This is a genomic window from Paraburkholderia nemoris (assembly GCF_905221015.1).
GTDB lineage: Bacteria > Pseudomonadota > Gammaproteobacteria > Burkholderiales > Burkholderiaceae > Paraburkholderia > Paraburkholderia nemoris.
Genome location: NZ_CAJNBO010000010.1, coordinates 216,490 through 238,182, shown reverse-complemented (window position 1 = coordinate 238,182; position 21,693 = coordinate 216,490). Strand labels below are relative to the sequence as shown.

Sequence of the window (21,693 nt, the reverse complement as noted above, 5' to 3'; positions counted from 1 at the left end):
AACGAATTGCATCGATATCCGGCGGCCGGTTTGCTTTTACTGCTGACTTCGTTACCTCAATTCGGCTATATCACGCCGGCGACAAGCAACACGATCACGACGATCAACACGATGCCAATCCCGCCGGTCGGTGCGTAACCCCATGAACGGCTATGCGGCCACGTCGGGAACGCACCGATGAGGATAAGGATCAGCACAATCAGAAGAATAGTTCCCAACATATTAATAACCTCCGCTTAGGTTCACAGGACCCGCCTGTCAGGACAGCCATGGAGCACGCGGTTTAGGCGAGCTTGCGAAAAGGCCGTATCGATTCCTTGGGGTCCAGCAAGCCATGTGCCCAAGGCAGAAGTTCTGCAGCGAATTGTTTAAAACGATCGTTGCTTACTCGCGTCCGTATCGACTCGGGTTGGTCTGATGAATCAACCGTCGAGGCGGTTCGACTTACATCTGGAGCGCTGCTCGCGCTGCACAAAAACCCTTCTCTACCCGCTTTTCCTCAGACATTTACCGCACCTCGCAACGTCTCACTGACGTTCCTCGATCGATCGAGACCGTTACGGGCGGTGTTACGTAACGGGCGCGTTACCGCACACGATTTCGCGTCTTTTTTCGCTGACTTCCTGAGAGGTCGGCTGGGATAAAAACTTATATCTAACAAGGGTTTGCCCGATGCGCTCCGATCAATTGTGAAGAAAATCTAACGATTGGCATGCTTGCTGCTTTAAAGGTTGCGCGGTGCACAACACAGACAAGACAAGCAGTACGTGTTGGTGAAGTTCGAATCAACGATTGGCCTGGTCGGGGGTTATCAGGTCAGTCTCCTCAACGCACAAGCGGTGTGATCTTTTGTTCGGATTCGTCGTGGCGGCGTTTTGCCTGAGTACCCAGGTCGGTCGGGTGCGAGCGGCTTGTAGTCAATCCCCCATCGTTGTTCCAGGAACGTCCAGTCGTTTTGCTTCGCGCTGGATGGATGAAATCCAGGTTGTGTTGCATTGCGCGCTTCTTCGCGTGCCGGGGCGGTGTTGTTGTCGCGAAGAGCGTGGTTGTGGAAGTACGAGAGACATGAGCTGTTGAAGCGAACACAAGTTGAGCAGCTCGACAAGAACGTTTGGCGCGAGAGACCAGCGCGGGGGATAAGAATGGATACGGCGAATTTTGCGCAGCAAAGAAGAACGATACCGGGGCTGCAAAGCCTGATCGCGCGCTTGCTCGATGTGATGCTCGTCGTCCTCGGGGCGGTGGCCGCTTCGCAGGTGCGATTCGAAGAGCTCACGCAAAGCCGTATCGATACCGCCTTCGTTGCGTTTGCCGCGGCTTTTACGCTGGTTCTGTTCCCTGCATTCGGCGTGTACGGCTCATGGCGTGGGCGGGCGATGCTGCGCATGGCCGGTCAGGTATCGCTCGCGTGGTTCGTGGTTCAAGGCTGTGGTCTCGCGCTGATGTTCTCGCTGCATCGCACGGATTTCATCTCGCGTCTCTGGTTTGCCTACTGGATGGCAATGACGGGCGGCGCGCTGATTGCATCGCGTCTGGCTGTGCACGCGGTGCTCGCTCGCGTCCGGCACGCAGGGATGAATCTTCGCCGGGTTGCGGTGGTGGGATGCGGGTCGCATTGCCACCAGGTCGTGCGCAATATCGAAGGCTCGACGACTAGTGGCTTTCGCGCAGTGGCGGCCTTTGATGTGCGGCCGGTGATGGGAACGATAGGGTCAGGCGTGCCTGTGTACGACGACATCGTCAAGTTCGCCGCCTACGTGAGATCTCACGACGTGCAGGAGTTGTGGCTTGCGTTGCCGCTTTCTGAAGAGCGCACGTTGTCGCGCTTTGTGGCCGAGTTTCGCGACGACCTCGTGAATGTGCGCTTTGTACCTGATATGCGCAGCGTTGCGCTGTTCGATAGCGGCATGATCGATTTGATCGGGATGCCTGCGATCAACCTGGTTGCGTCACCGGTGCCGGCTCGCGCTTTGGTGAAGAAAGAGATTTTCGATCGTGCGTTTGCGGCTTGCGCGCTGGTTGCGCTTGCCCCGGTGCTGATCGCGATTGCGATAGCCGTCAAGTTTTCTTCGCGTGGACCAGTGTTCTTCACTCAGAAACGCAAGGGTGCGGATGGCCGCATCTTCAAGATCTACAAGTTTCGTTCGATGCGTACTCACGCCGTGGAAACGGGTGTGGTGAAACAGGCCACGCGAGGGGATCCGCGTATTACGCGAGTGGGTGCGTTTCTCAGGCGTACTAGCCTGGATGAATTGCCGCAATTCTTCAATGTACTGCGGGGCGATATGTCGGTAGTGGGGCCGCGGCCTCATGCGATTGAACACGATGAGCTCTATCAGAAAGTGGTGAACGGCTACATCCATCGGTACCGGATAAAGCCGGGGATCACAGGATGGGCACAGATCAACGGATTCAGAGGAGAGACAGACCAGATCGAGAAGATGCAAGGACGCGTCGAACACGATCTGTATTACCTGCGCAATTGGTCGTTCGGGCTCGACATGCGGATTGTCGCGGCGACGATAGCGAAGGGTCTGGTTCATAGCAACGCGTACTGACACCTGCACACAATAAAAAAATACATGGCCATGAAATTACGCGGACAACAACCCCGATCGGCGCCGAACGCGCTGACGCTTGCTGCAGCCTTGGCGTTTTCCGCTTCGGCGCACGCGGCTGATCCAGCGCTCAATGCGCTCGGGCAGGCGGGCGGTTTGGTGATTCCGTACGCGTTTGCACTGCCGGAAGGGACGGTGGAGGCGCAGTACAACAACTACATCGATCCGCGCTATGGGAAGCAGGCGACGGGCTCGCAAATGTATTGGGGCGCGGTGGGGTTGCTGCCTTATGTGGAGTTGTCGGGTGGACTCGCCAATTACCCGGCTGATGTCCACGCGCCATTCAGCAACGCTGATCACTTCCTGTTTCGTCACCTGATGGGTGACGTCAAGCTCGAAGTACCGAAGTTCTTTAAGTATCAACCGAGCATCGCGTTCGGCATTAGCGACATTGGCGGGCAGACGCATTTCTTCCGTTCGAAATACGGCGTGGTGTCGCAAGCATTTGGACCGGTGACGTTGACCGCCGGTTATGGCCAGGGTGATCGCCTCGATGGTTTGTTCGGCGGCGCGCAGGTCTCGCTGTGGAACACGGGTTTGTCGCTGCTCGCAGAAGACGATTCGAAGACGCCTTATGCCGGCGTGCGCTATCAGTCTCCGCGGATTAGCTGGCTAGCTGATGCGAACGTGATTGGCACGTTCATGCGCTCGATTCGCTCGACGGATGGCGTGTCGCCGCGCACGTCGTTCTCGGTAGGCATTCAGATTCCGCTGGGAAAACGCTTTAGCAGTGCACGTTGTGCGGACGGTTTGTGTGCAGGCCCGCAAGTGCCGGTCACGCAGACTGCGGACGCCGACGATGACGGTCCGATCCGCCTCGCCAGCCTGCAACCGGTGGACCTGCGTGCCGCTACCGCTAACAACAACCCGCTGGCCGCAGCGCCGATCACGTATGTGCCGCCGCTGCAGTCGTATGCGTCTGTGATGCTAAGTGATGTGACGGCGGCCAAATCGGCGGATGCGCAGTCTCCCGCCATTCTGGAAGCGCTGGACACCTCCGCGCTCGACGAAATCGCCGCGCGACTCTTTGCCGCCGGTCTCGAGCGTGTGCGTGTCGGGATGAGTGGTCGCGATCTGGTGGTTGAGTACGAGAACCACCGATACAACCAGAACGAAGCCGACGCGCTCGGCATTGTGCTTGGTGTGGCGAGTGTGAATGCGCCGCACGGCACGGACAAGATTCATGTGGTGATCAAGAAGGCCAATGAGCCGTTGGGCGAAGTCATTGTCGATCGCGATGCGTTTGCGCAGTTCGTTGCGGGTGGTGCGCCGACGGCCGCAAGCGCGTCGCTGACGATGCGCACGCGTCCGACATATGACGCGGATTCGATCGCATGGCATGGCAACGAGCACACGCATGGGCTGACGCGTATTCAGATCGAACCGATCGTCAGTTACCTGTACGGCACCGAGTACGGCAACTTCGACATTTCTCTCGGCGCCAACATTGAAGGATTCGTGCCGTTGTGGCGCGGCGCGGAGTTGTACGCCAGTTATATCGCACCGATCTACAACACCAAGAACATGGACGAAGGCCGCGTGTTCAGCAATTACCGCTTGCGCGGCGGTCTGAATGCGGTCGCATTGGCACAAAGCTTCTGGATCGTGCCGCAAGTGTTCAACGTGGCATCAGTCGGCAAGTTTGATTACTCGTATGTCGGCGTGCAAAACGAAACAACGGTGTTCGTGCCGGGCCGTCCCGATCTGATTCGTTTGCGGCTTGCCTATTTGCACCATGAGCCGGGGCATGACGAATTGCCGAGTGAGAAGAATGCCGAGCTGACTTACCGCTGGGTGCAGCCGTCCTGGAAGTTGTGGATCGAAGCGGGCGTGGCGCGCTTTGTGGGTGGAGACAAGGGGCCGGTCGCGACGCTGACGCGCTGGTTCGACGACGTATCGGTGAGCGTGCATGGCGAGCATAGCGGGCAGGGCACGTTTGTGGGTGCTGCAATCAGCTTCCCTCTGACGTTGCGTCAGGGGATGAAGCCGGGGATCAGCCAGGTTTATGGCTCTGAAGAGTTCGGGCTTGATTTCCGCACGCGGGTGGGATCGACGAATTATCTGTCGGCCAATGCGGCAGAGAACATGACCTTTCCGTATAGCACGCAGCAGTACTTGCTGAATCAGGGCCGCTTTAGCGGTGAGTACTTCTCGACACAGCTCTACCGGATGCGTGATGCGTATCTGCGCTACGGGCGGCCTGGTAGTGACGAAAAGAAGCCGAAGCCGCAAGTGAGTGTGCCTGCTGTAACGACGGGCGCGGCGCTTTCACACGGCGTCTGCGGAAACGGTTTGCAGGGTGTAAGCGACGGACTGGCGTTGGCGCCGGTCAATTGTGAATGACTTTCTTTGGAGATAGGCGATGAAGCTTCTAAATGGCGCCACGCTGCGCACGCTGCAGTTCGGATCGATAGTGCTTGCGACCAGTGCGCTGGTTGCATGCGGTGGTGGAACCAGCAGCGGCGGCTCGCCGGTCGGAACGGTGGGCGGTACGGCCGCTGTTGGCGCGGCACTGGCTAACGCGAGCATCACGCTGACTTGCAAGAACGGGTCGGGTAGCGCTACGGCTAATGCCAACGGTGCTTATACGGCGACGTTTGCGTTTGATGGTCCTTGCACGATTACGGCGACAGGTGGTGCGGTCACGATCCATTCGTTTGCGGCCGGTGCGGGTACGTACAACGTGACGCCGCTTACCGAATTGCTGCTGGACTACCTTGCGGGGCAATTGGGCACGACGGTTAGCGGGTTGCTCGCCGGGATTACTTCTAATCCGTCGTATCAGAGCGCGCTGTCGAATAGCACGGTGATTGCGAATGCTCAGGCGGCGGTTGTGAAGCTGATCAAAGACACGTATGGGATCACGCTTTCTTCCTCGTCGTTCTTGACGGTTTCGTTTACGCCGGGCGCTCCGGGGGCGGATGCCGATCTCGATACGTTGCTGACGGCTGGCGCGATTACGAGTAATGGGCAACCGGCGGCTTCGTTGGCTTCGGCTGCGCAGGCGGCCGGGGCGGCGGCGCCGATTGGGAGTGGCAGTAGCGGGTCGACGGGTGGGACGGGGGGGAGTGGGGGGACGGGGACTGCGACGAAGTAAGCGACGCGGCGGGAGGCTGCGCGCTCCCGCCAGTCCGCATCACCGTGCGGATGCTGCATAGGCTTGACCGACGCGGGCGCCTGATGAGAGCACGGCGTCAGAAGTACAGGATTCGACCAACACAAAACGTGCGACAGCCGCCGCAGGAATTTGTAAGCGACGGCGTCAAGCACGTTACCGGCCAACAAGTTTTACGGAGCAGTGAGATGAGAGTGGATGTTAAAGCGATCGGCAAAAGCCTGAGGATCGCGCGTGGCTTGTGCGTCGTCACCGCGTGCATTGGTTTGGTTGCGTGCACGGCCGCGCCGGGCATGAAGATGAGTACACCGACGGCGCTTCAGGTGACGAGCGGAGATGCGCAGACGCCGCCCACAAGTCTGCCGGTACAGGTCGAAGACATTAACGTCACGCTGATCGCGCAGATGCAAAGCCAACTCGCGCAGGCGCGCTCCGATCAGCTTCGGGACCTCATGTCTGCTCCCTCCGCATATAGGCTCGGCAAGGGTGACGTGCTGCAGATCACGGTGTGGGACCATCCGGAACTGGCCGCCGCGCAGGCGCCATCCGGTCAGACCGCGACGCGCGCGTCCGATCCCGTGCCCGGTTTTGTAATCGACGAGGACGGCAACCTGCAGTTTCCCTATGTCGGTAGCCTGCACGTCGAGGGGTTCAAGCCCGCGGAAGTTCAGCGAGAACTGACGATGCGTCTTGCCAACGCATTCATCAAGCCGCAGGTGACGGTGCGCGTCGCATCGTTCCGCGCGAAACAGGTGTTCGTTGACGGCCAGGTGCATACGCCGGGCGCACTGCCGCTCAACGACATTCCGATGACGCTCTATGACGCAATCAATCGCGCGGGCGGCTTCAGCGACACCGCCGACCAGAGTCGCCTCGTGCTCGTGCGTGATGGACGTTCGTATCCGATCAGCCTCACCGACATGCTTGACGCGGGTGCCAACCCCGCCAAGATCGTGTTGCGCGACGGCGATCTGCTGCGCGTACTGGCGCGCGACGAGAACGGCGTGTACGTGATGGGCGAAGTCAACAAGCCGATAACGGCGATTCCGCTGCGTAACGGCAGGCTCACGCTGAGCGAAGCCATCTCGCAGGCAGGAAGTCTGAACAGCAACACCGCCGATGCATCCGAAGTCTACGTGATCCGCAATTCGCTCGGGCCGAATCCACAGGTCTATCACCTCGCGGCGCGTTCGCCGGTGTCAATGCTGCTCGCGAATCAGTTCGAAATGAATCCACGCGACATCGTCTATGTCGACGGCAATGGCCTCGTGCGCTTCTCCCGCGTGCTGAGTCTTCTGCTGCCTGCCGTCAACGCGGCACTAACCGGGGCGATCGTGACCAAATGATCAAGACGATATTGGTCGTGTGCGTCGGAAATATCTGCCGCAGCCCGATGGCGCAATACCTGATCGAACGTGAACTCAACGGCGTCACTGTGTTGTCGGCCGGGCTCGATGCGGTTGTGGGTTCAGGGCCCGATCCACTGGCGATCCGCGTCACTGCAGAATCGGGGCTCGACATCACCGCGCATCGTGCGCAGCAGCTGAATGTGAGTCTCGTCAGCGGTGCCGATCTGATTCTTGCGATGGAAGCAGCGCATAAGCACGAGATCATGCGCCGGCATCCGGGCGCGTCGGGCAAGGTGTTCCGGCTTGGAGAAATCGGACGCTTCGATGTACCGGACCCGTACACAAAGCCGATTGCGCACTTTCACGATGCATTCGAGCTGATCCGACAGGGCGTCTACGCATGGGCGCCACGCATAAAAGCAATGGCCTAACGAGAGAACAACATGAACAACAGATTAGACCTGATGGTCGAGGATCGCGCCGAAGAGGACAGCGACCTCATCCGTTATCTGGACATCGTGATCGCGAACCGCTGGCTTATCGCGAGCATCTTCGCCGTCGTCGTGCTGTTGGGGACCGCATATGCGTTTCTGGCGAAGCCGACGTACGAAGCGGACATCATGATCCAGGTTGAAGAAGACAATCCGACGAGTGCGAGTTCGCTGCTTGGCAACGTATCGTCGCTGTTCGACGTGAAGACGGAAGCCGAAGGCGAGCTCGAGATCCTGCAATCGCGACTGGTTGTCGATCAGGCGGTGAACAACCTGCGTCTCTATATCGACGCGCGTCCGCGCTACTTTCCGCTTATCGGATGGCGCATCGCTGACAGCGCGAAGTCACTGTCAAATCCCGGCCTGCTCGGTTGGGGCGGTTTTTGCTGGGGCACCGAATCGATCGACGTGCGCGAATTCGACGTACCGAAGGATCTCGAAGACGAACGCTTCAAGTTGACACTACTCGACAACCACCGCTTCCGACTTACACAGTCCGATCTCGACGCGCCGATCGAAGGCACGATCGGCAAACCGGTCGACGTTGATCAGAGTGTCGGCCATCTTCACCTGCTCGTGGCTGACGTGCGCGCGAAGCCGGGTGCTGCGTTCAACTTGATACGCGAGCCGAAGCTCAAGACGCTGACCAATCTGCAAGAAAAGCTCAACATGCAGCAAAAGGGCAAGCAAAGCGACATCATCACCGGCGCGCTACGTGGTGGCGATCCGAAGCAGATCTCGGCAATCCTTAACCAGATTGGCGAGGCGTATGTCGCGCAGAACGTAAAGCGCAAGGCCGCCGAAGCAGAGAAGTCGTCGCAATTCCTCGAGAGCTTGCTGCCGGGCCTCAAGCACGATCTTGAGGTCGCGGAAAAGCGCTACAACGCGATGCGCGACCGGCGGGGAACGTTCGACGTGAGCCTCGAGGCGCAAACGTTCCTGCAGGAAAGCGTCGCGACGCAAAGCGGCCTGCTTGACCTGCAGCAGAGGCGCGCCGATCTCGCGACGCGCTATGCGCCGGGTCATCCAGCGATCGTTGCGCTCGATCAGCAGATCGACACAATGAAGGCCAAGCTCGGCGACGTGAACAGCCGCGTGAAACGCCTGCCGAACCTTGAGCAGGACACTGTCTCTTTGATGCGCGACGTGCAGGTCGACCAGGACATCTACGTCGGCACGCTGAACAACATCCAGCAGTTGAAGCTCGTCGCCGCGGGCAAGGTCGGTAACGTTCGTCAAGTGGACGACGCACGCCTGCCGGAAGAGGCGGTATGGCCGAAGAAGCCGCTCGTAATTGGCCTCGCGGCGATCGCTGGCCTCATGCTCGGCATCGGCACCGCGTTCGCGCGGGAAATGTTGTACGGAGGCGTAACGGACGCGCAGGACATCGAGCGCTACGCAGGTCTCAATGTGTACGGCACGATTCCGCTTTCGCAGATACAGAAGTCGCTGAACACGAGCATGCAAACGGGCAAGGCAGCCAGGTACCTTCTCGCGGAATCGAATCCGACCGACCCATCGATAGAGAGCCTGCGCAGCTTGCGCACCGCGCTAAGCTTCGCGATGCTCGAGGCACCGAACAATCGATTGCTGCTGACCGGCCCCGCACCGGGCGTCGGCAAGTCGTTCATCTCTGCCAACCTCGCAGCGGTGTTGTGCGGTGGCAGTAGGCGCGTGCTGCTCATCGATGCGGATATGCGGCGCGGCCATTTGCATCAGTACTTCGGCCGCACACGTGGTCAAGGTCTGTCCAACGTTCTTGCAGGTCAAGCGACGGTCGAGGCCGCGATTCAGCACGAGGTGTCGCCAGGGCTCGACTTGATGACGACCGGCAGCATTCCGCCCAATGCTTCGGAGCTTTTGCTCAGCGATAGCATGAGCCGATTGATGGAATCGTTGAGTGAGCGTTATGACATGGTAGTTATCGATACGCCGCCAGTGTTGGCGGTCTCCGATGCGCCGGTGATGGCGACCATCGCGGGGACGGTGTTCCTCGTCGCGCGCTTTCAACAGACGGCGATCGGAGAGATCACTGAAAGCGCGCGGCAACTGCAACGCGCGAACGCACCGCTCAAAGGCGTGATCTTCAACGGTGTCGACGCACGCGCGTTCGGCTATCGGTCGAAATATGGCGCGTACCGTTATGTTGCGTATCAATATGAGAACCAGAAGAGGCTGGCGAAATGAGTGCGGCGCGGGCGACGTTGCGCCGGCCGCCGCGACAACACGACAAGCTGCCGTTTCTCTGGCTGCTATCCGGCGGCTCCGCGATGGCGGGCCTCTTCGCGGCGCTCTGTCTTGGCGGCACCAATACGCTGACGGCTTGTTTGTTGCTGCTTGGGGCGGTGAGCATCTGGTGCATCAAGGCAGATAGCGAATTGATGCGGCTTTGGCGGCTGTTCGCGCTCGCATATTTCTGCGTGCTGCCAGCCGGTCAACTGATCGCGCGCGACGAGATCTATCTAACGCTCTTGCCCGAGCAGAACCCTGCGACGATCGCGTGGTTCACGCTGAACATTGTCGGCATCTGGGCGATGAACTTTACCCTCATCGCAATGCGCAACAAGCGCGCGGCGCCAGCCGCGATGCCGGACATGCAAGGGACCGTCGTCGTGAGCCGCTGGGTCTATGTGTTCGCGCTGCTGGCTTTGGCGGCGCTCGCGCTCATCTACGTGAAGCTGGGCGGCTACCGACAGATCGCACAACTCTATGCGGATCGCCTCGAAACGTCGGTCACTCAAAACGACCCGCTGGAAGGGCTTGGTGTCGTGCAGGCGCTCGCCAATACAGCCCCGCTCTGGGTTTTCGCATGCGTGATGCTCCGGCCGTGGCGCAGTCGCGTGATGAGGATTGCGGCCTTTGCCCAGCTCGTCGTGCTTGGATGGCTGTCGTCCGGCGTATTCGGCAATCGGCAGGGGATCGTATTCGTCGTGCTGTTCGCGTGCCTCATCTACCACGCGTTTGTTGCGCGCATCAGCCGGCGAGCGGCGAAGATCGTCGGCATCTGTGTCGCCGTCGGTGGCCTCGCGATGATTCCGCTCAAGTTTGGCATCGACTATTCGGAGATCGGCAACCTGTCTAAAAACTTTGCGGATCAGCGGATGCTGCAATTATCGATGGGGCCGCTAAGTTTCTTCCTGTTTCGCGACTTGTCGCGCTTCGATGTCCAGGTACAGGCGCTCGACTCGGTGTCGAAACCAGGCTACACGCTCGGCATGGGTCGCAGCTTCGTCGGCGCGGTGGCGGCAGTCGTGCCGAAGGCGATCTGGAAAGACAAGCCCGAAACTTTTGCTCGCGAGAAGAGCGACATCGTTCGAGAAACCGAGACCAACGAATCCGATGAGACGACGCTGCTGTTCGGTATGCCCGGTGAATTTCTCGTCAATTTCGGCGTGTTCGGCTATCTGATGTCGTTTGTAGTGGTGGCGTGGTTGATCGCGCGGATCAACCTGATGGGCCACGGCACGAGCTGGCGATGGCTGCTCGTAAAGGTGGTGTCCTATCCGTTGCCGTTCCTGTTTTTCTTGTTCGATTCGAACGTCCTTGCTTACTACGGGATGCGATGGATCGTGCTGTTCGCTTTGCCGATGGCGCTATTGCTGAGACCAAAAAAACGCAACTGGCGCCTTTTCCATCGAAACGCTGGGGTGCGTAATGAGAATAGTCCACGTAGTTGAAACATGGATAGGTGGCATCGCCAATTATGTGACGGGGTTGATGATCGAGCAGCGCAATCGCGGGCACGACGTTGTGCTTGTATGCGATCCGTGCACGATGGACATCGCCAAGCTGGACGTCGACGGCATTCATGTTGTGCCGTACCGGTCGAGCCGTAGCCCACTCAGGTTTATAGCAATCGCACGCGAAGTTCGAACGCTCGTCAAGCCGCTACGTGCCGATGTGATTCATTGCCACAGCACCTATCCGGGCGTTTACGTGCGCCTCAGCCGCTTCGACGATGAAAAAGTGCTGTACACGCCGCACGCGTGGTCGTTCATGAAGAAGGACATCTCGCGTGCGACCGCGTTGACCTTCGCGTTGGTGGAGAAATGGCTGGCGCGGCGTTGCACGCGCATTCTCTGCATGTCGTTCGACGAAGTGCGCGCGGCGCGTAGGCATGGTATCGCGCCCGACAAGATCGAGCTTGTCTACACGGGTATTCCGGCAGACGCTGCGGCCGAGCGGGTCACCGATCAAACGGAAGCAGCCGCGCAGCCGTCGCAACAGATTCAGATCGGCTATTTCGGCCGGCTCGACTATCAGAAGGGGTTCGACATTCTCGTCGATGCATTGCCGCTACTGAAGGACAACTTGCATGTGCACGTGTTCGGGGTGTCGGTGCGTGGAGGCGCGGCGACGCCGGGCGAAGCGTCGCACATTTCGTATCACGGTTGGGTTGACCCAGAAGAAGCGAAACACGCGATGCACAGCATGGACGTGATCGTGGTCCCGTCGCGCTGGGAAGGGTTCGCGCTCGTACCGATCGAAGCGATGCGAGCCGGCAAAGTGCTGGTCGTATCGAGCGAAAGCTCGCTGCCGGAGCAGGTCATTCATGGCTACAACGGCCTGATTCTGCGCCAGCTCACGGGAGAGTGCCTCGCCGAGCAACTCAATTCGCTGTCCATTGACGAATGCCGCCGCATGGGCGCGAATTCGCGTCACGTGTTCGATCAAGCGTTCAACGCCGATAAATTCTTCAAGTCGCTGATGAACTGCTATGAAAACGCCTGACGTCTATCTTCTACACGCTTACAGCTCACGCAACAGCGGCGATGGGTTGCTGGTCAAGCTGAGTCTGCGTGCGATTCGCGAGGCCGGTTTCAGCCAGTGCATCACTGTCGTGTGCCTGGATCCGGCGTCGTTCGTCGGCTATCTTGATGACTCGCAAGTCGAACTGATTTCCCTCTGGCAGTTCGTCGCCAGGACGTTCGCGCATGCGTGGCACCGGCGCGCGCCGGTGTTCTTCGGTGTGGGAGGCGGCTATTTGCGCGCCGGCACATGGAAGGAAGGCTGCAAGACGCTGGTTGCGCACGGCTTGCAGATCGTGTGCGCGTCGCTCTGGGGGCCCCGCTCGCGAATCTATCTGCCGCAAAGCGTCGGGCCGTTTTCGACGGTGCCGGGCCGCGTGCTTAAGTGGCTAGTGCGTCATTATGTCGACACGATTTTTCTGCGTGATGACAAGAGCGTGCGCGAGCTGAATCATGGGCATGCAGTGCGGATCGGCGATCTGGTCGTTCTGGAAATCAGCAAACGGCCTCACGCGCCGCAACTCGCGCCCAACGATTCCTCCGGGCACGATCGGCGACGTAAGGTGTATTTCGTGTTTCGCGACCTGAGTGACAAGCCGTATGCGGACGCTTACATTGCGAAGCTGCGGCGCCTTGTTGAACTGACTCCGGATGCGAGTCTGGCGGTACAGAGCGCCGGACGCGGCAACAGCGACGACGTATTCTATCAGCGAGTTTTCGGCGTCGAGTCGGCGCCAGCGCTGCGTGATGTGATCCGATCCGAGGATGCGATCGTCGTGTCGGTGCGACTGCATGGCAGTCTTGAAAGCGTGCTCGGCGGGTTACCGAGCATTCACATCGCCTACGAGCGCAAGGGGCAGGCTGCGTATGGGGACCTCGGACTGTCCGAATACGCGTTCCATGCGGAAAGCTTTGATCCCGACGCTGTCGCTGCAGCAATCGAAAATCTCAGGCGCGACCCCGCACCGTTCTGGCAGAAGTTGGCCTGTCTATCTGTGAATCGCTATGCAGAGCTAGTCGAGTTGTGCAGAGCTGAAACCAATCCCTCGATCACGCTTTTGATCGACGGTAATTTTTCGAAGGTAGGGGACCAGATATTTAGTCCACACATGGGGCATCGCAAGTTCGCGGCCCGCTTCACGGAAAGCTTCGCGCGCGTGCGCATCGCAGCCCGATCATTTCCGGTGCAACTCGCGCATGGCGAGTTGGTTACTGGCGAGTACACGCAATTCATCGACCTCGGCGCGTCCCGCGGGGTGAGGGCATTGATCAGGAATTTGCCCCGACTGGTGTGGCGCATCTGGCGTGTGATTCACGATGCAGACCTGTTGCTGCTGCGTTTTCCCGGCAACCTTACGCTCATCGGCATGTTGCTGTGTCGCGCGACGGGCAAGCCGTTCTCAGCGGAGATCGTTGCTGATCCCGCTGACTATTTCAGCGATGCGGCGTCCCGTCATCCGTTGCGGCACATCGCTCGCCACGTGCACTGCTGGGCTACGCGTCATGCGGCGAAACACGGTCGAACCGTGCGCTATGTGACAGCCGGCGCGTTGCAGGCTGCTTACCCGCCGCGCGCGTACGCGCATTCGTTTGGCTTCAGCGATGCGTATCTGCCCGACGAGTTGTTCGACCGTTGCGATGATGCGCGCGTCAAGCGTGATGCAGATGTTGGCGTGCTTCGCATCGTCAACGTTGCAATGATGCACAATGAAAGCAAGGGCCACGGCATCCTGCTGCACGCGGTGGCTGCGCTGCGTGAACGTGGGCTCAGCGTCAAACTCACGCTTATCGGAGACGGAGTGCTGCGGGCGGAACTCGAACGACTCTCAGCGCGACTTGGACTTGGCGACGACGTCCGCTTCACGGGTGCATTGAGCGGGGACGACGTGCTTCGCACGGTGAGCCAGCATGCGCTCTTCGTGCTGCCTTCGCTACAGGAGGGCATGCCACGAGCACTGCTTGAAGCAATGGCTCTAGGCATTCCGGTCATCGCGACGCACGTGGGCGGAATCGCGGAAGTGCTTGAACTGGCAAGCCTTGTGCCGCCCGGCGATGTTGATGCGTTAAGCGAGAAGATCGCGCACATTGCCGCCGATGGGCAGTGGCGCGATCAGCAGAAGCAGTGCCAGCACGAAGCGGCGCGCCGTTTCCGCTATTCGGATCTGCAGGCCCAGTACCGTCGCTATTGTGAGGCCTTGAAAGCATATGGCTGACATGAAGCGGGATGTCGTCTACGTCATGCTTGCGTCCGCGTTGCCGGCTTTCGGCAATTTTGTTGCGGTTGCGCTTGCGCTGCGCTATCTGGACGCAGTGTGGCTGGGTAAGTCGTATGCGCTGGTCGCATTCTTCTTCGTTGCAATCGATCTGTTCAATTTCGGGTCGCCGCGCATCTTCACTATCGAGAGAGTGCGCTCGCACGTATCGACGCTGATCTTCCTCGATTGCCTGAGCGCGCTCGGCTCGACGGTGGTGTTCGCGACTGTCGGCACATTGCTCGCAAATTATGGCGTGTTTGCGAGTACGCAGTTCGGCGTGGTGATGGTGCTTGCACCGATGGCCTATGGACTGTCGCATTTCTCGCTAGGCGTGTTGCGTTTTTATGGGCGCAGCGGCACGATTTGCGCAATTTCGACGGCATCCGCGCTTAGCCGCGTGTTGATCCTCGTGCTGCTGATCGAACGGCGCTCGCTCGATGCATACCTGCCGGACATGCTGCTGCTTGTCGAGGCCTTGTATGGCGTGATGCTGCTCATCGCGTATCTTCACTCGCTGCATCGCGGGTTGCCGCGCGACTCTGAATTCTTCCGTCCTGAAGCAGAGAAATTCAACTTCCGTACCTTCGACTATAAAGCGTTTTTCGTGCAGAACCGCAAAGAGATTCTCGGCAGCTGGTACGGGAACGCAATCTTCTCCGGCGCGAAGCACGTTGACATTATGATCGTCACGTTTGTCGTCGGGCCCGCGTCGGGATCACTGTATCGAGGTGTAAAGAGCGTGCATAACCTTGCGTTCAATTGTGGACAAGGGGTGGCGCTTGTGTTGAGTGGACGTTTCAAGCGGGTCATGGATGCGCTCCTGCAGCTTCCGCATGGTCGCGTGATGGCGACGGGCGTAGTCTCTCTCTTTGCGCTAGTGTCATTCGCAAGCTGGCTCGCGTGCCGCATTCACCTGTTTCCGGTTGTCGTGCTCGGCTCCTACGCGATGCAGTTTGGCTTCATGTTCGTCGCTTTCCTCGGCGCCATGCTGATCTTCGTCTGCCGCGTGCTGTCGCTGCTGGTTTTTTCAACGAATCGTGCATCCTTCGTCACGATTTCGACCCTCGAAGTCGGTGCGTCGCTGCTGTTCGTTTCGGTGTTGTCGTATGAATTTGGGCTGATCGGCGCGCTAACCGGTATCGTGATTGCGGGTGTACTCGTGCTGGTACTGTCATTGACTATAAGCCGACGTGCGGCGCGGCGCTCGCTCGCGTCAATACAGACGGCCGATTCGTCGGTCATCGGAAAACTGCGTGGGAGCCTGCAGGAATGAAGCGTAGAACGCTGCTTTTGGGATGTATTGGCGTGCCGCCCGTGTGGATGGCCACGCGTGCGTCGGCTGCTGTCGCGCAAGCGGCTGCGCCGCAGTATGGCAAGCGGGTGTTTGCGCACTACATGGTCGCGTGGCCGCGCGGCGGCCCGAATGCCGGCATCGACGATTACATCGCGGAGTTCCACGACGCGCAGCAGCGAGGCATCGACGGTTTCGCACTGAACTGCGGCGGCTGGAATCGCAACGAGCCACTTTATCGTGCACGCGTGCTGACGATGTATCGCGCCGCCGAGCAGTTAGGCAACGGTTTCAAGCTGTTCGTATCGGCGGACGGCAAAGCCCAGGATGAACTCGACGACATCGTGCATTCGACCGCCGGTCTTCCGGCGCAGTTGATGGTAGACGGGAAGCCGGTGGTCTCGGCGTATGCATTGGGCGGCAAGGACACAGCGCGTTGCGAAGCGCTGATTGCGCAAGCGGAATCGCTGGGCGCGTACTTTGTGCCGCACTTCATGCCTTTGACAGGAGAAGCGGAGATCGGCGGCGCCGTTGCGAGCGAAGTTGGGAATCGCTGCCATGCCGCGCAGGGCTATTTCTATTTCGGCGCGGCGGGCGCTCCAGATTCGCTAGCGCGCTCCATCGAACATCTGGCTACAGCGCTCAAGTCGGCCCACAAGCTGTTCATGGCACCCGTCACACCGTACTACCGTGGTCTCGCGAGTGGCACGAATTACCGCGCATTCGAAACCAACGGTTTCTCCGGCATGGCGACCGAATGGCTCGCTGCGATTCACGCCAATGTCGACTGGGTTCAGATCGTCACGTGGAACGATTGGGCCGAATCAACGTATGTGGCGCCGATCGGCAGCAGCACGCGTGCGCAGGTCTATAACCCGCGTTTCGGTGCGTTGCTGAGCCACAGTGCGTATCTCGACGCCAGCCGCTACTTTATCGAATGGTTCAAGAATGGCGCCGAACCGGTGATTACCCAGGACAAGTTCTACTACTTCTATCGCCTACATCCAGTAGCGGGGGCCGCAATGGCGAGCGTTGGCGCGTCAGTTGGCAACGCAACCGCACCACGCTCCTCCACACCACTGACCGCGCAAATTCACGTAACGGCGTTTTTGACCGAGCCGGCGATCCTCACCATCGTTCAAGGCAACGCACGAACGGCGCGCGATCTGCCGGCCGGCGTTAGTGAAGTCGCCGTGCCGTCGATACCGGGTGCGCCGCGATTTACGCTGATCCGCAATGGCAAAACAATCGCCGACAAAACGGGCGAGGAGTCTATCCGTACAATCGACTTTAGCGGCGCGTTTAACTACTTTAGTGGATCGTCGGTCTCGAATTGAACTTGCAGAGAGACCAAATAGGCGCAGCCATCTGTCTTTGGTTCTTTATGTTCGCGCATTTGGTGAGAGCGAGTTTGTAATCGCCGTGCAAACGTCGAGGCTCGAGGTCAGAAGCCAGAATCGCCAGGTGCATTCAAGAAACGCTTCAGTCGCATTGTTTCTCTGAGAAAATCTTTCGCGATACACGGTCACTTTCGTCTCCCGAAGTCGCCCCCCCTCTCCGCCTCAAACCGATCCAACTCCCCCAGCAACCGCTCAATCTGAAACGTTTGCAACTCGGTCAGGGGGAATTCATCCTGTATGCGCTGTAGTCGTTTTCGCCAATAGGCTGGCGGCAGCACAGGTTCACCACGAAAGGCGCGCAAAGACGGCGCCATTACTCGCGCTACGTGCGCGATGTCTTCATCCATTGTCATGCAAGAACCCCGGAAGACCTCGTTGTTTAGTTTTGGCCTTGTTCTATGCGCGCGCGTGGTCGGAAACGAGTTGGTCTTAAGTGTGCAAGCGGCGACGTCCATGGTAAGAAAACTCAATCGTTCGGTCAAGCTTTCCTACGATCATTCGTTCGAGAAGTGCGTCGAATGTCCCTTGATTTGAGGGCTATTTCGATTACGGATGGATTTCAAGAGGTACTTGCCGTGCCCCAAATATGGAGGCTTTTACTCGCAGTTTCGCTTCGGCGTGACACATGTCAAACGGCACAAGTTAGTGCCTCCAAACCTCAAGAGGCAGGCAGAAGAACAGAGAGCCCTTCTGGTGGAAGGAGGCCAGCTCGGTAGCGTTAGGCCTTTCGTCGCGCGCACCACTATTAGGGCGAAGAGAGAATGCAGGCAAGCTGATGAAATGAGACCAAGAGGGGCCAAGCCCCACAACCACTTAAAGCGCATTCCCCCGCGGCGGAATCGCATCCGCTTGCGCCGGTCCACCCACCACCAACTCCGCCTCCGAATAACTAATCCTCACCGGCGGCACAAACCACGCGAGACACAACCCAATCAACGCCGCCGCCCCCGCCACCAGAATGCCGATATGAATCGACTGCACGAGCGCATCCCGCGCAGAATTCATCATCGCGTCCCCCGCATGGCCGGCGCTCACCAGGCGATTGATCAACGCCGCCTGCTCCGCACGGTCCACGAGCAGTTCGGGACTCGCAAACGATTTGAACCACTGCGTCGCCTGATACGAGGCAAGCGAGCGATGCACCCCCTGCGTATAGAGATGCCCAAGCAACGCACCGGTCATCACCGTGCCCAGCATCCCACCAAAAGTACGCATCGATTGCAGCAACGCCGTTGCCGCGCCGATCTGGTCACGCGCGACGATCTGCTGCGAACAGACCGTCAGACTGGTTGCCACTAGACCGAGCCCGAGACCGCTGATGCCCATGCACGACATCCACACCAGGTGCGGCTCGGTACCTCTGAGTACGATCACGCCAAGGCAGGCCAGTGCGGACAGCGCGAAGCCGACATACATAATGCCGTTCGCGCGACGGATCCGCGTGACGATACGATTGTTCACCACGCTGCCGATCGTCGTGCCGAGCAGCAGCGGCGTGATCAGCATGCCCGAGTCGTGCGCGGACATCGCATAGCCGCCTTGAAACAGCAGCGGCACATAAAACACCAGCGAAAACAGCGCGAAGCCGCCAAGCACTGACATCGCGAAGAGCGCGGATAGCTTGCGGTCCATCAGCATATCCACTGGAATGATTGGATACTTCATCCTCCGCTCCCATAGCCACAGCGTCATTGCAAAGCTCACTGCAACGACGGCCAGCACGATCGTTATCGTGTCGACGCCGTACCTCGGAAACAATTCGATCAGCAATTGCAACGAACCGAACGTGACTGCAACTACGAACGCGCCGAGCCAGTCGAGCCGAACGGGGCCTTTGTGTCGAAGGTGACGTAGGGGCGGCAAAAAACGCAGCACGAACAGCAGCGACACGAGACCGACCGGCACGTTGACGAAAAACACCAGCCGCCAGCCGCCGTATTGTGTGAGCATGCCGCCAAGCGTCGGCCCGACCATATTCGCGACTCCGAAAGCAGACGTAACGAACACGAGCCAGCGCAGCCGGAGCTTCGGATTGGGGAACAGATCGGCGACAGTGGCGAACACCGTGCCGATCAGAATGCCGCCGCCTATCCCCTGCAAGCCGCGCGAAATCACCAGCAACAGCATGCTGGTGGCAAACCCGCACAATACGGAAGCACCGGTAAACAACAGAATCGCAGCGATCAGAAACGGCTTGCGGCCGAACAGATCCCCCAGCCGCCCAAAGATCGGAATGGTGATCACCGAAGCCAGCATATACGCCGTCGCGACCCATGCGTACAGATCGAAGCCCTTCAGATCGGCGACGATGCGCGGCAGCGCGGTGCCGACAATGGTTTGATCGAGCGCCACGAGCATCGAGACGAATGCAACGCCGAGCATCGCCAGCAGCGACTCGCGAAACGGCAGCAGTTGTCCGGTGGGTAGAGGCGTGTCAAGGTTGGGCGTCATGACTGTCTTACTTGCGCACTTATTTTCGCTTCGCCTGATGCGCACCCAATGCCGCGCCGAGGTCTTCGTCAGTCGCCGCAGGGAAGATGCTCATGGTTAGCAAATCGCCCCATTCGAGCGCCAGCGCCGACAGTCCGCGCGAATCGTCCGCCTCGACGACTGCAAAGCCATGCAATCCGCCGATGGCATGCCAGCGTCCCAGCAATTTGACACCTTCAGGCGCCTGGCCGCCGGTTTTCATGAAGCGCTCGATGACGGAGTTTTCCGCGGTCGGCAGGCCATTCCATTGCACGATGAATTTCATTGCGTGTCTCCTATATGGTTTGGCGATGCCGGCTCGTGGCGGGTCGCGATCGCCATTCGCGCTGTGCGACGCTTTTGCATGCCTCGCGCCACCAACGCTTCTGCGCCAGAACGCTGTCCGGATAGCAGGTGCTATCGGCGAACGGCATAAAACCACGTGGCGTCCTAAACATCATAGGTGAGTGATCGGTCGCTAACGTCGCCGCGTGCGGACATTCACCAGGTTAATCGAACAAATTAATCCGTCGGCGGAATAGCTTGGTGGTCGCGCTCGTTTCCAATTGCGGACCTCTCGTGCGTCCTATAAGAAGGACCTTTTAATGCGGCTGTCGAAGATGTCGATATCGATCTGTTTCGAAGCGAGCCCTGCAGTGTTCCGGCACCACCGGCACGCATGCGAACGGCACGTCGAACAATCGCCGATGCATCAAACGAAAACGGCACGCGCGGGAAGCGCGTGCCGTTGCTGCGAATGTCTGATCAAAGGCCTAGCTGCGCGACGAATTGCGCGGCACCGTATCAATGTGCACATCGACAATGGCCTGATGCGCTGCGGGAAAACCCGGCGGGTAGTCGACGACGCGTGCGGATCCTGGCGCCACCTGCACGGCGATGCTCGCACGTGCACCAATGCGCGCGCCGCCAACAATGGCGGCCATCGCCTGGCGGTCGAGTTCGACACTGTCGGTGAGGTCTTTGATAGCGAGCTTTGCCATGGCGGCTCCAGGGAAACGATCGAGCCGGCGGCTGGTGCGATTGGCCAGCCGTCGCCCGGGTGTGTCTATAAGTGTGCTGAGGTCTCGTCGCACTATCAGTATAGGAAATCTGCTTGCAGCTCGCCTGCCGGATATGAGCAGGCAGCAGTAGGGAAGCCCCCGGTCCTTCGCTACTGCATGCCGTTAAACGTTGGCGTAATTGGCGGCCCACAGCGACGGGCTGACATTCAGATTCAATGGCACGAAGCCGGCGCCGATCACGCCGATGTTGTTGAGCGCGGCAACATTGACGGTTTGAATCTGGCTGAGGTTCTGGTTCACCGAGACGTTGACATTGGCGATGCCGCCAAGGCCGGCTACGGAGGGCAGCCCGGGAACGCTGCTGCCGGTGCCGCCGGCCACCGCCGACATTGCGCGGCGGTCGAGCTCGCGGGTGCGGGATAGATCGCGAATCATGAGGGATGACATGGTGATTCTCCAAAGGTGCGCGGAAGACGGGCGTGATCGGAGCGAAGCGGAAATTGCCGAGGGCCTCTCCGCTTCGCCGAATCAGGCGTCAGACGTTGATGTTGTTGCTCGACGTGACGCACGGGTTGATCGACGAAGTGAGGCCGGCAGCGAACGCAACGTTGTTGCCGTTGGCGTTCTGGATGTTCATTTCGTTGCTGATCAACTGCGTGGCGCTAACCTGCTTGCTGTTGTTCGGCGCGAACACCGGGCTGATGTTGGTGTACGACGTGCTGGGGTAGCCAAAGCCGAAGCCGAGGCCGCCACGCACGGCGCGCATGGCCTTGCTGTCGAGTTGTTCGGTGATGGACAGGTCTTTGATCATCAGCGTGTTCATGGTAAATCTCCTGGAAGGGAACATCACAGTGTTGCGGTTGGGTTCGAGCATCTTGTCTGCTCGAGTGTCACTAACGCATGGGCTGTGCCAGTTTTACTCTCGTCTCCTAAGA

General features: G+C 59.2%; 17 protein-coding genes. 11 read left to right on the top strand and 6 right to left on the bottom strand.

The genetic code is table 11. The features are described from left to right. Positions 1-65: 65 nt before the first annotated feature. Complete coding sequence (locus tag KHO33_RS17770; protein ID WP_093642071.1) at positions 66-221, bottom strand: DUF3309 family protein; 156 nt, start codon at positions 219-221, stop codon at positions 66-68. Positions 222-1,142: 921 nt separating this feature from the next. Between KHO33_RS17770 and KHO33_RS17765 the strand changes: the two genes are divergently transcribed. From KHO33_RS17765 to KHO33_RS17710, 11 genes are all read left to right on the top strand, one after another. Next, positions 1,143-2,558 (top strand): undecaprenyl-phosphate glucose phosphotransferase, encoded by a 1,416-nt coding sequence (locus KHO33_RS17765; protein ID WP_200565399.1) that lies wholly within the window; start codon positions 1,143-1,145, stop codon positions 2,556-2,558. A gap of 24 nt (positions 2,559-2,582) precedes the next feature. After that, positions 2,583-4,961 (top strand): YjbH domain-containing protein, encoded by a 2,379-nt coding sequence (locus KHO33_RS17760; RefSeq protein WP_211629219.1) that lies wholly within the window; start codon positions 2,583-2,585, stop codon positions 4,959-4,961. 19 nt (positions 4,962-4,980) lie between these two features. Continuing rightward, positions 4,981-5,715 (top strand): hypothetical protein, encoded by a 735-nt coding sequence (locus tag KHO33_RS17755; protein ID WP_054035572.1) that lies wholly within the window; start codon positions 4,981-4,983, stop codon positions 5,713-5,715. A gap of 206 nt (positions 5,716-5,921) precedes the next feature. Next, entirely contained in the window at positions 5,922-7,079 is a 1,158-nt protein-coding gene (locus tag KHO33_RS17750) for a polysaccharide biosynthesis/export family protein (protein WP_200565397.1), read from the top strand. After that, positions 7,076-7,513, top strand: coding sequence for a low molecular weight protein-tyrosine-phosphatase (locus tag KHO33_RS17745; protein WP_200565396.1), 438 nt, complete (start codon positions 7,076-7,078; stop codon positions 7,511-7,513). Before KHO33_RS17750 ends, KHO33_RS17745 begins: the two co-directional genes overlap by 4 nt. 12 nt (positions 7,514-7,525) lie before the next feature. Continuing rightward, a complete protein-coding gene (locus KHO33_RS17740) occupies positions 7,526-9,760 on the top strand; it encodes a polysaccharide biosynthesis tyrosine autokinase (protein ID WP_200565395.1) in 2,235 nt (744 codons plus the stop codon). Continuing rightward, entirely contained in the window at positions 9,757-11,250 is a 1,494-nt protein-coding gene (locus tag KHO33_RS17735) for a hypothetical protein (RefSeq protein ID WP_200565394.1), read from the top strand. The genes KHO33_RS17740 and KHO33_RS17735 overlap by 4 nt, the downstream gene beginning before the upstream one ends. Next, positions 11,228-12,304, top strand: coding sequence for a glycosyltransferase (locus KHO33_RS17730; protein ID WP_200565393.1), 1,077 nt, complete (start codon positions 11,228-11,230; stop codon positions 12,302-12,304). The genes KHO33_RS17735 and KHO33_RS17730 overlap by 23 nt, the downstream gene beginning before the upstream one ends. After that, a complete protein-coding gene (locus KHO33_RS42120) occupies positions 12,291-14,534 on the top strand; it encodes a glycosyltransferase (protein ID WP_234480586.1) in 2,244 nt (747 codons plus the stop codon). The genes KHO33_RS17730 and KHO33_RS42120 overlap by 14 nt, the downstream gene beginning before the upstream one ends. Then, positions 14,527-15,849 carry a hypothetical protein gene (locus tag KHO33_RS17715; RefSeq protein WP_234480585.1) on the top strand — a complete coding sequence of 441 codons (1,323 nt, stop codon included), beginning with the start codon at positions 14,527-14,529 and terminating at the stop codon, positions 15,847-15,849. The genes KHO33_RS42120 and KHO33_RS17715 overlap by 8 nt, the downstream gene beginning before the upstream one ends. Further along, entirely contained in the window at positions 15,846-17,204 is a 1,359-nt protein-coding gene (locus tag KHO33_RS17710) for an endo-1,3-alpha-glucanase family glycosylhydrolase (RefSeq protein WP_234480584.1), read from the top strand. Before KHO33_RS17715 ends, KHO33_RS17710 begins: the two co-directional genes overlap by 4 nt. An 876-nt stretch (positions 17,205-18,080) precedes the next feature. On the opposite strand, the gene KHO33_RS17705 is transcribed toward KHO33_RS17710, so the two are convergent. The 5 genes from KHO33_RS17705 to KHO33_RS17685 all read right to left on the bottom strand — a co-directional run bounded on the left by KHO33_RS17705 (position 18,081) and on the right by KHO33_RS17685 (position 21,581). Then, complete coding sequence (locus tag KHO33_RS17705) at positions 18,081-19,718, bottom strand: MFS transporter (protein ID WP_200565392.1); 1,638 nt, start codon at positions 19,716-19,718, stop codon at positions 18,081-18,083. 19 nt (positions 19,719-19,737) lie between these two features. Further along, complete coding sequence (locus KHO33_RS17700; RefSeq protein ID WP_054035563.1) at positions 19,738-20,022, bottom strand: DUF3303 domain-containing protein; 285 nt, start codon at positions 20,020-20,022, stop codon at positions 19,738-19,740. 487 nt (positions 20,023-20,509) lie between these two features. Beyond that, complete coding sequence (locus tag KHO33_RS17695; RefSeq protein WP_200565391.1) at positions 20,510-20,737, bottom strand: hypothetical protein; 228 nt, start codon at positions 20,735-20,737, stop codon at positions 20,510-20,512. 183 nt (positions 20,738-20,920) lie between these two features. Then, a complete protein-coding gene (locus KHO33_RS17690; protein WP_054035561.1) occupies positions 20,921-21,205 on the bottom strand; it encodes a hypothetical protein in 285 nt (94 codons plus the stop codon). Positions 21,206-21,293: 88 nt separating this feature from the next. After that, a complete protein-coding gene (locus tag KHO33_RS17685; RefSeq protein ID WP_054035560.1) occupies positions 21,294-21,581 on the bottom strand; it encodes a hypothetical protein in 288 nt (95 codons plus the stop codon). Between the last annotated feature and the right edge of the window lie 112 nt (positions 21,582-21,693).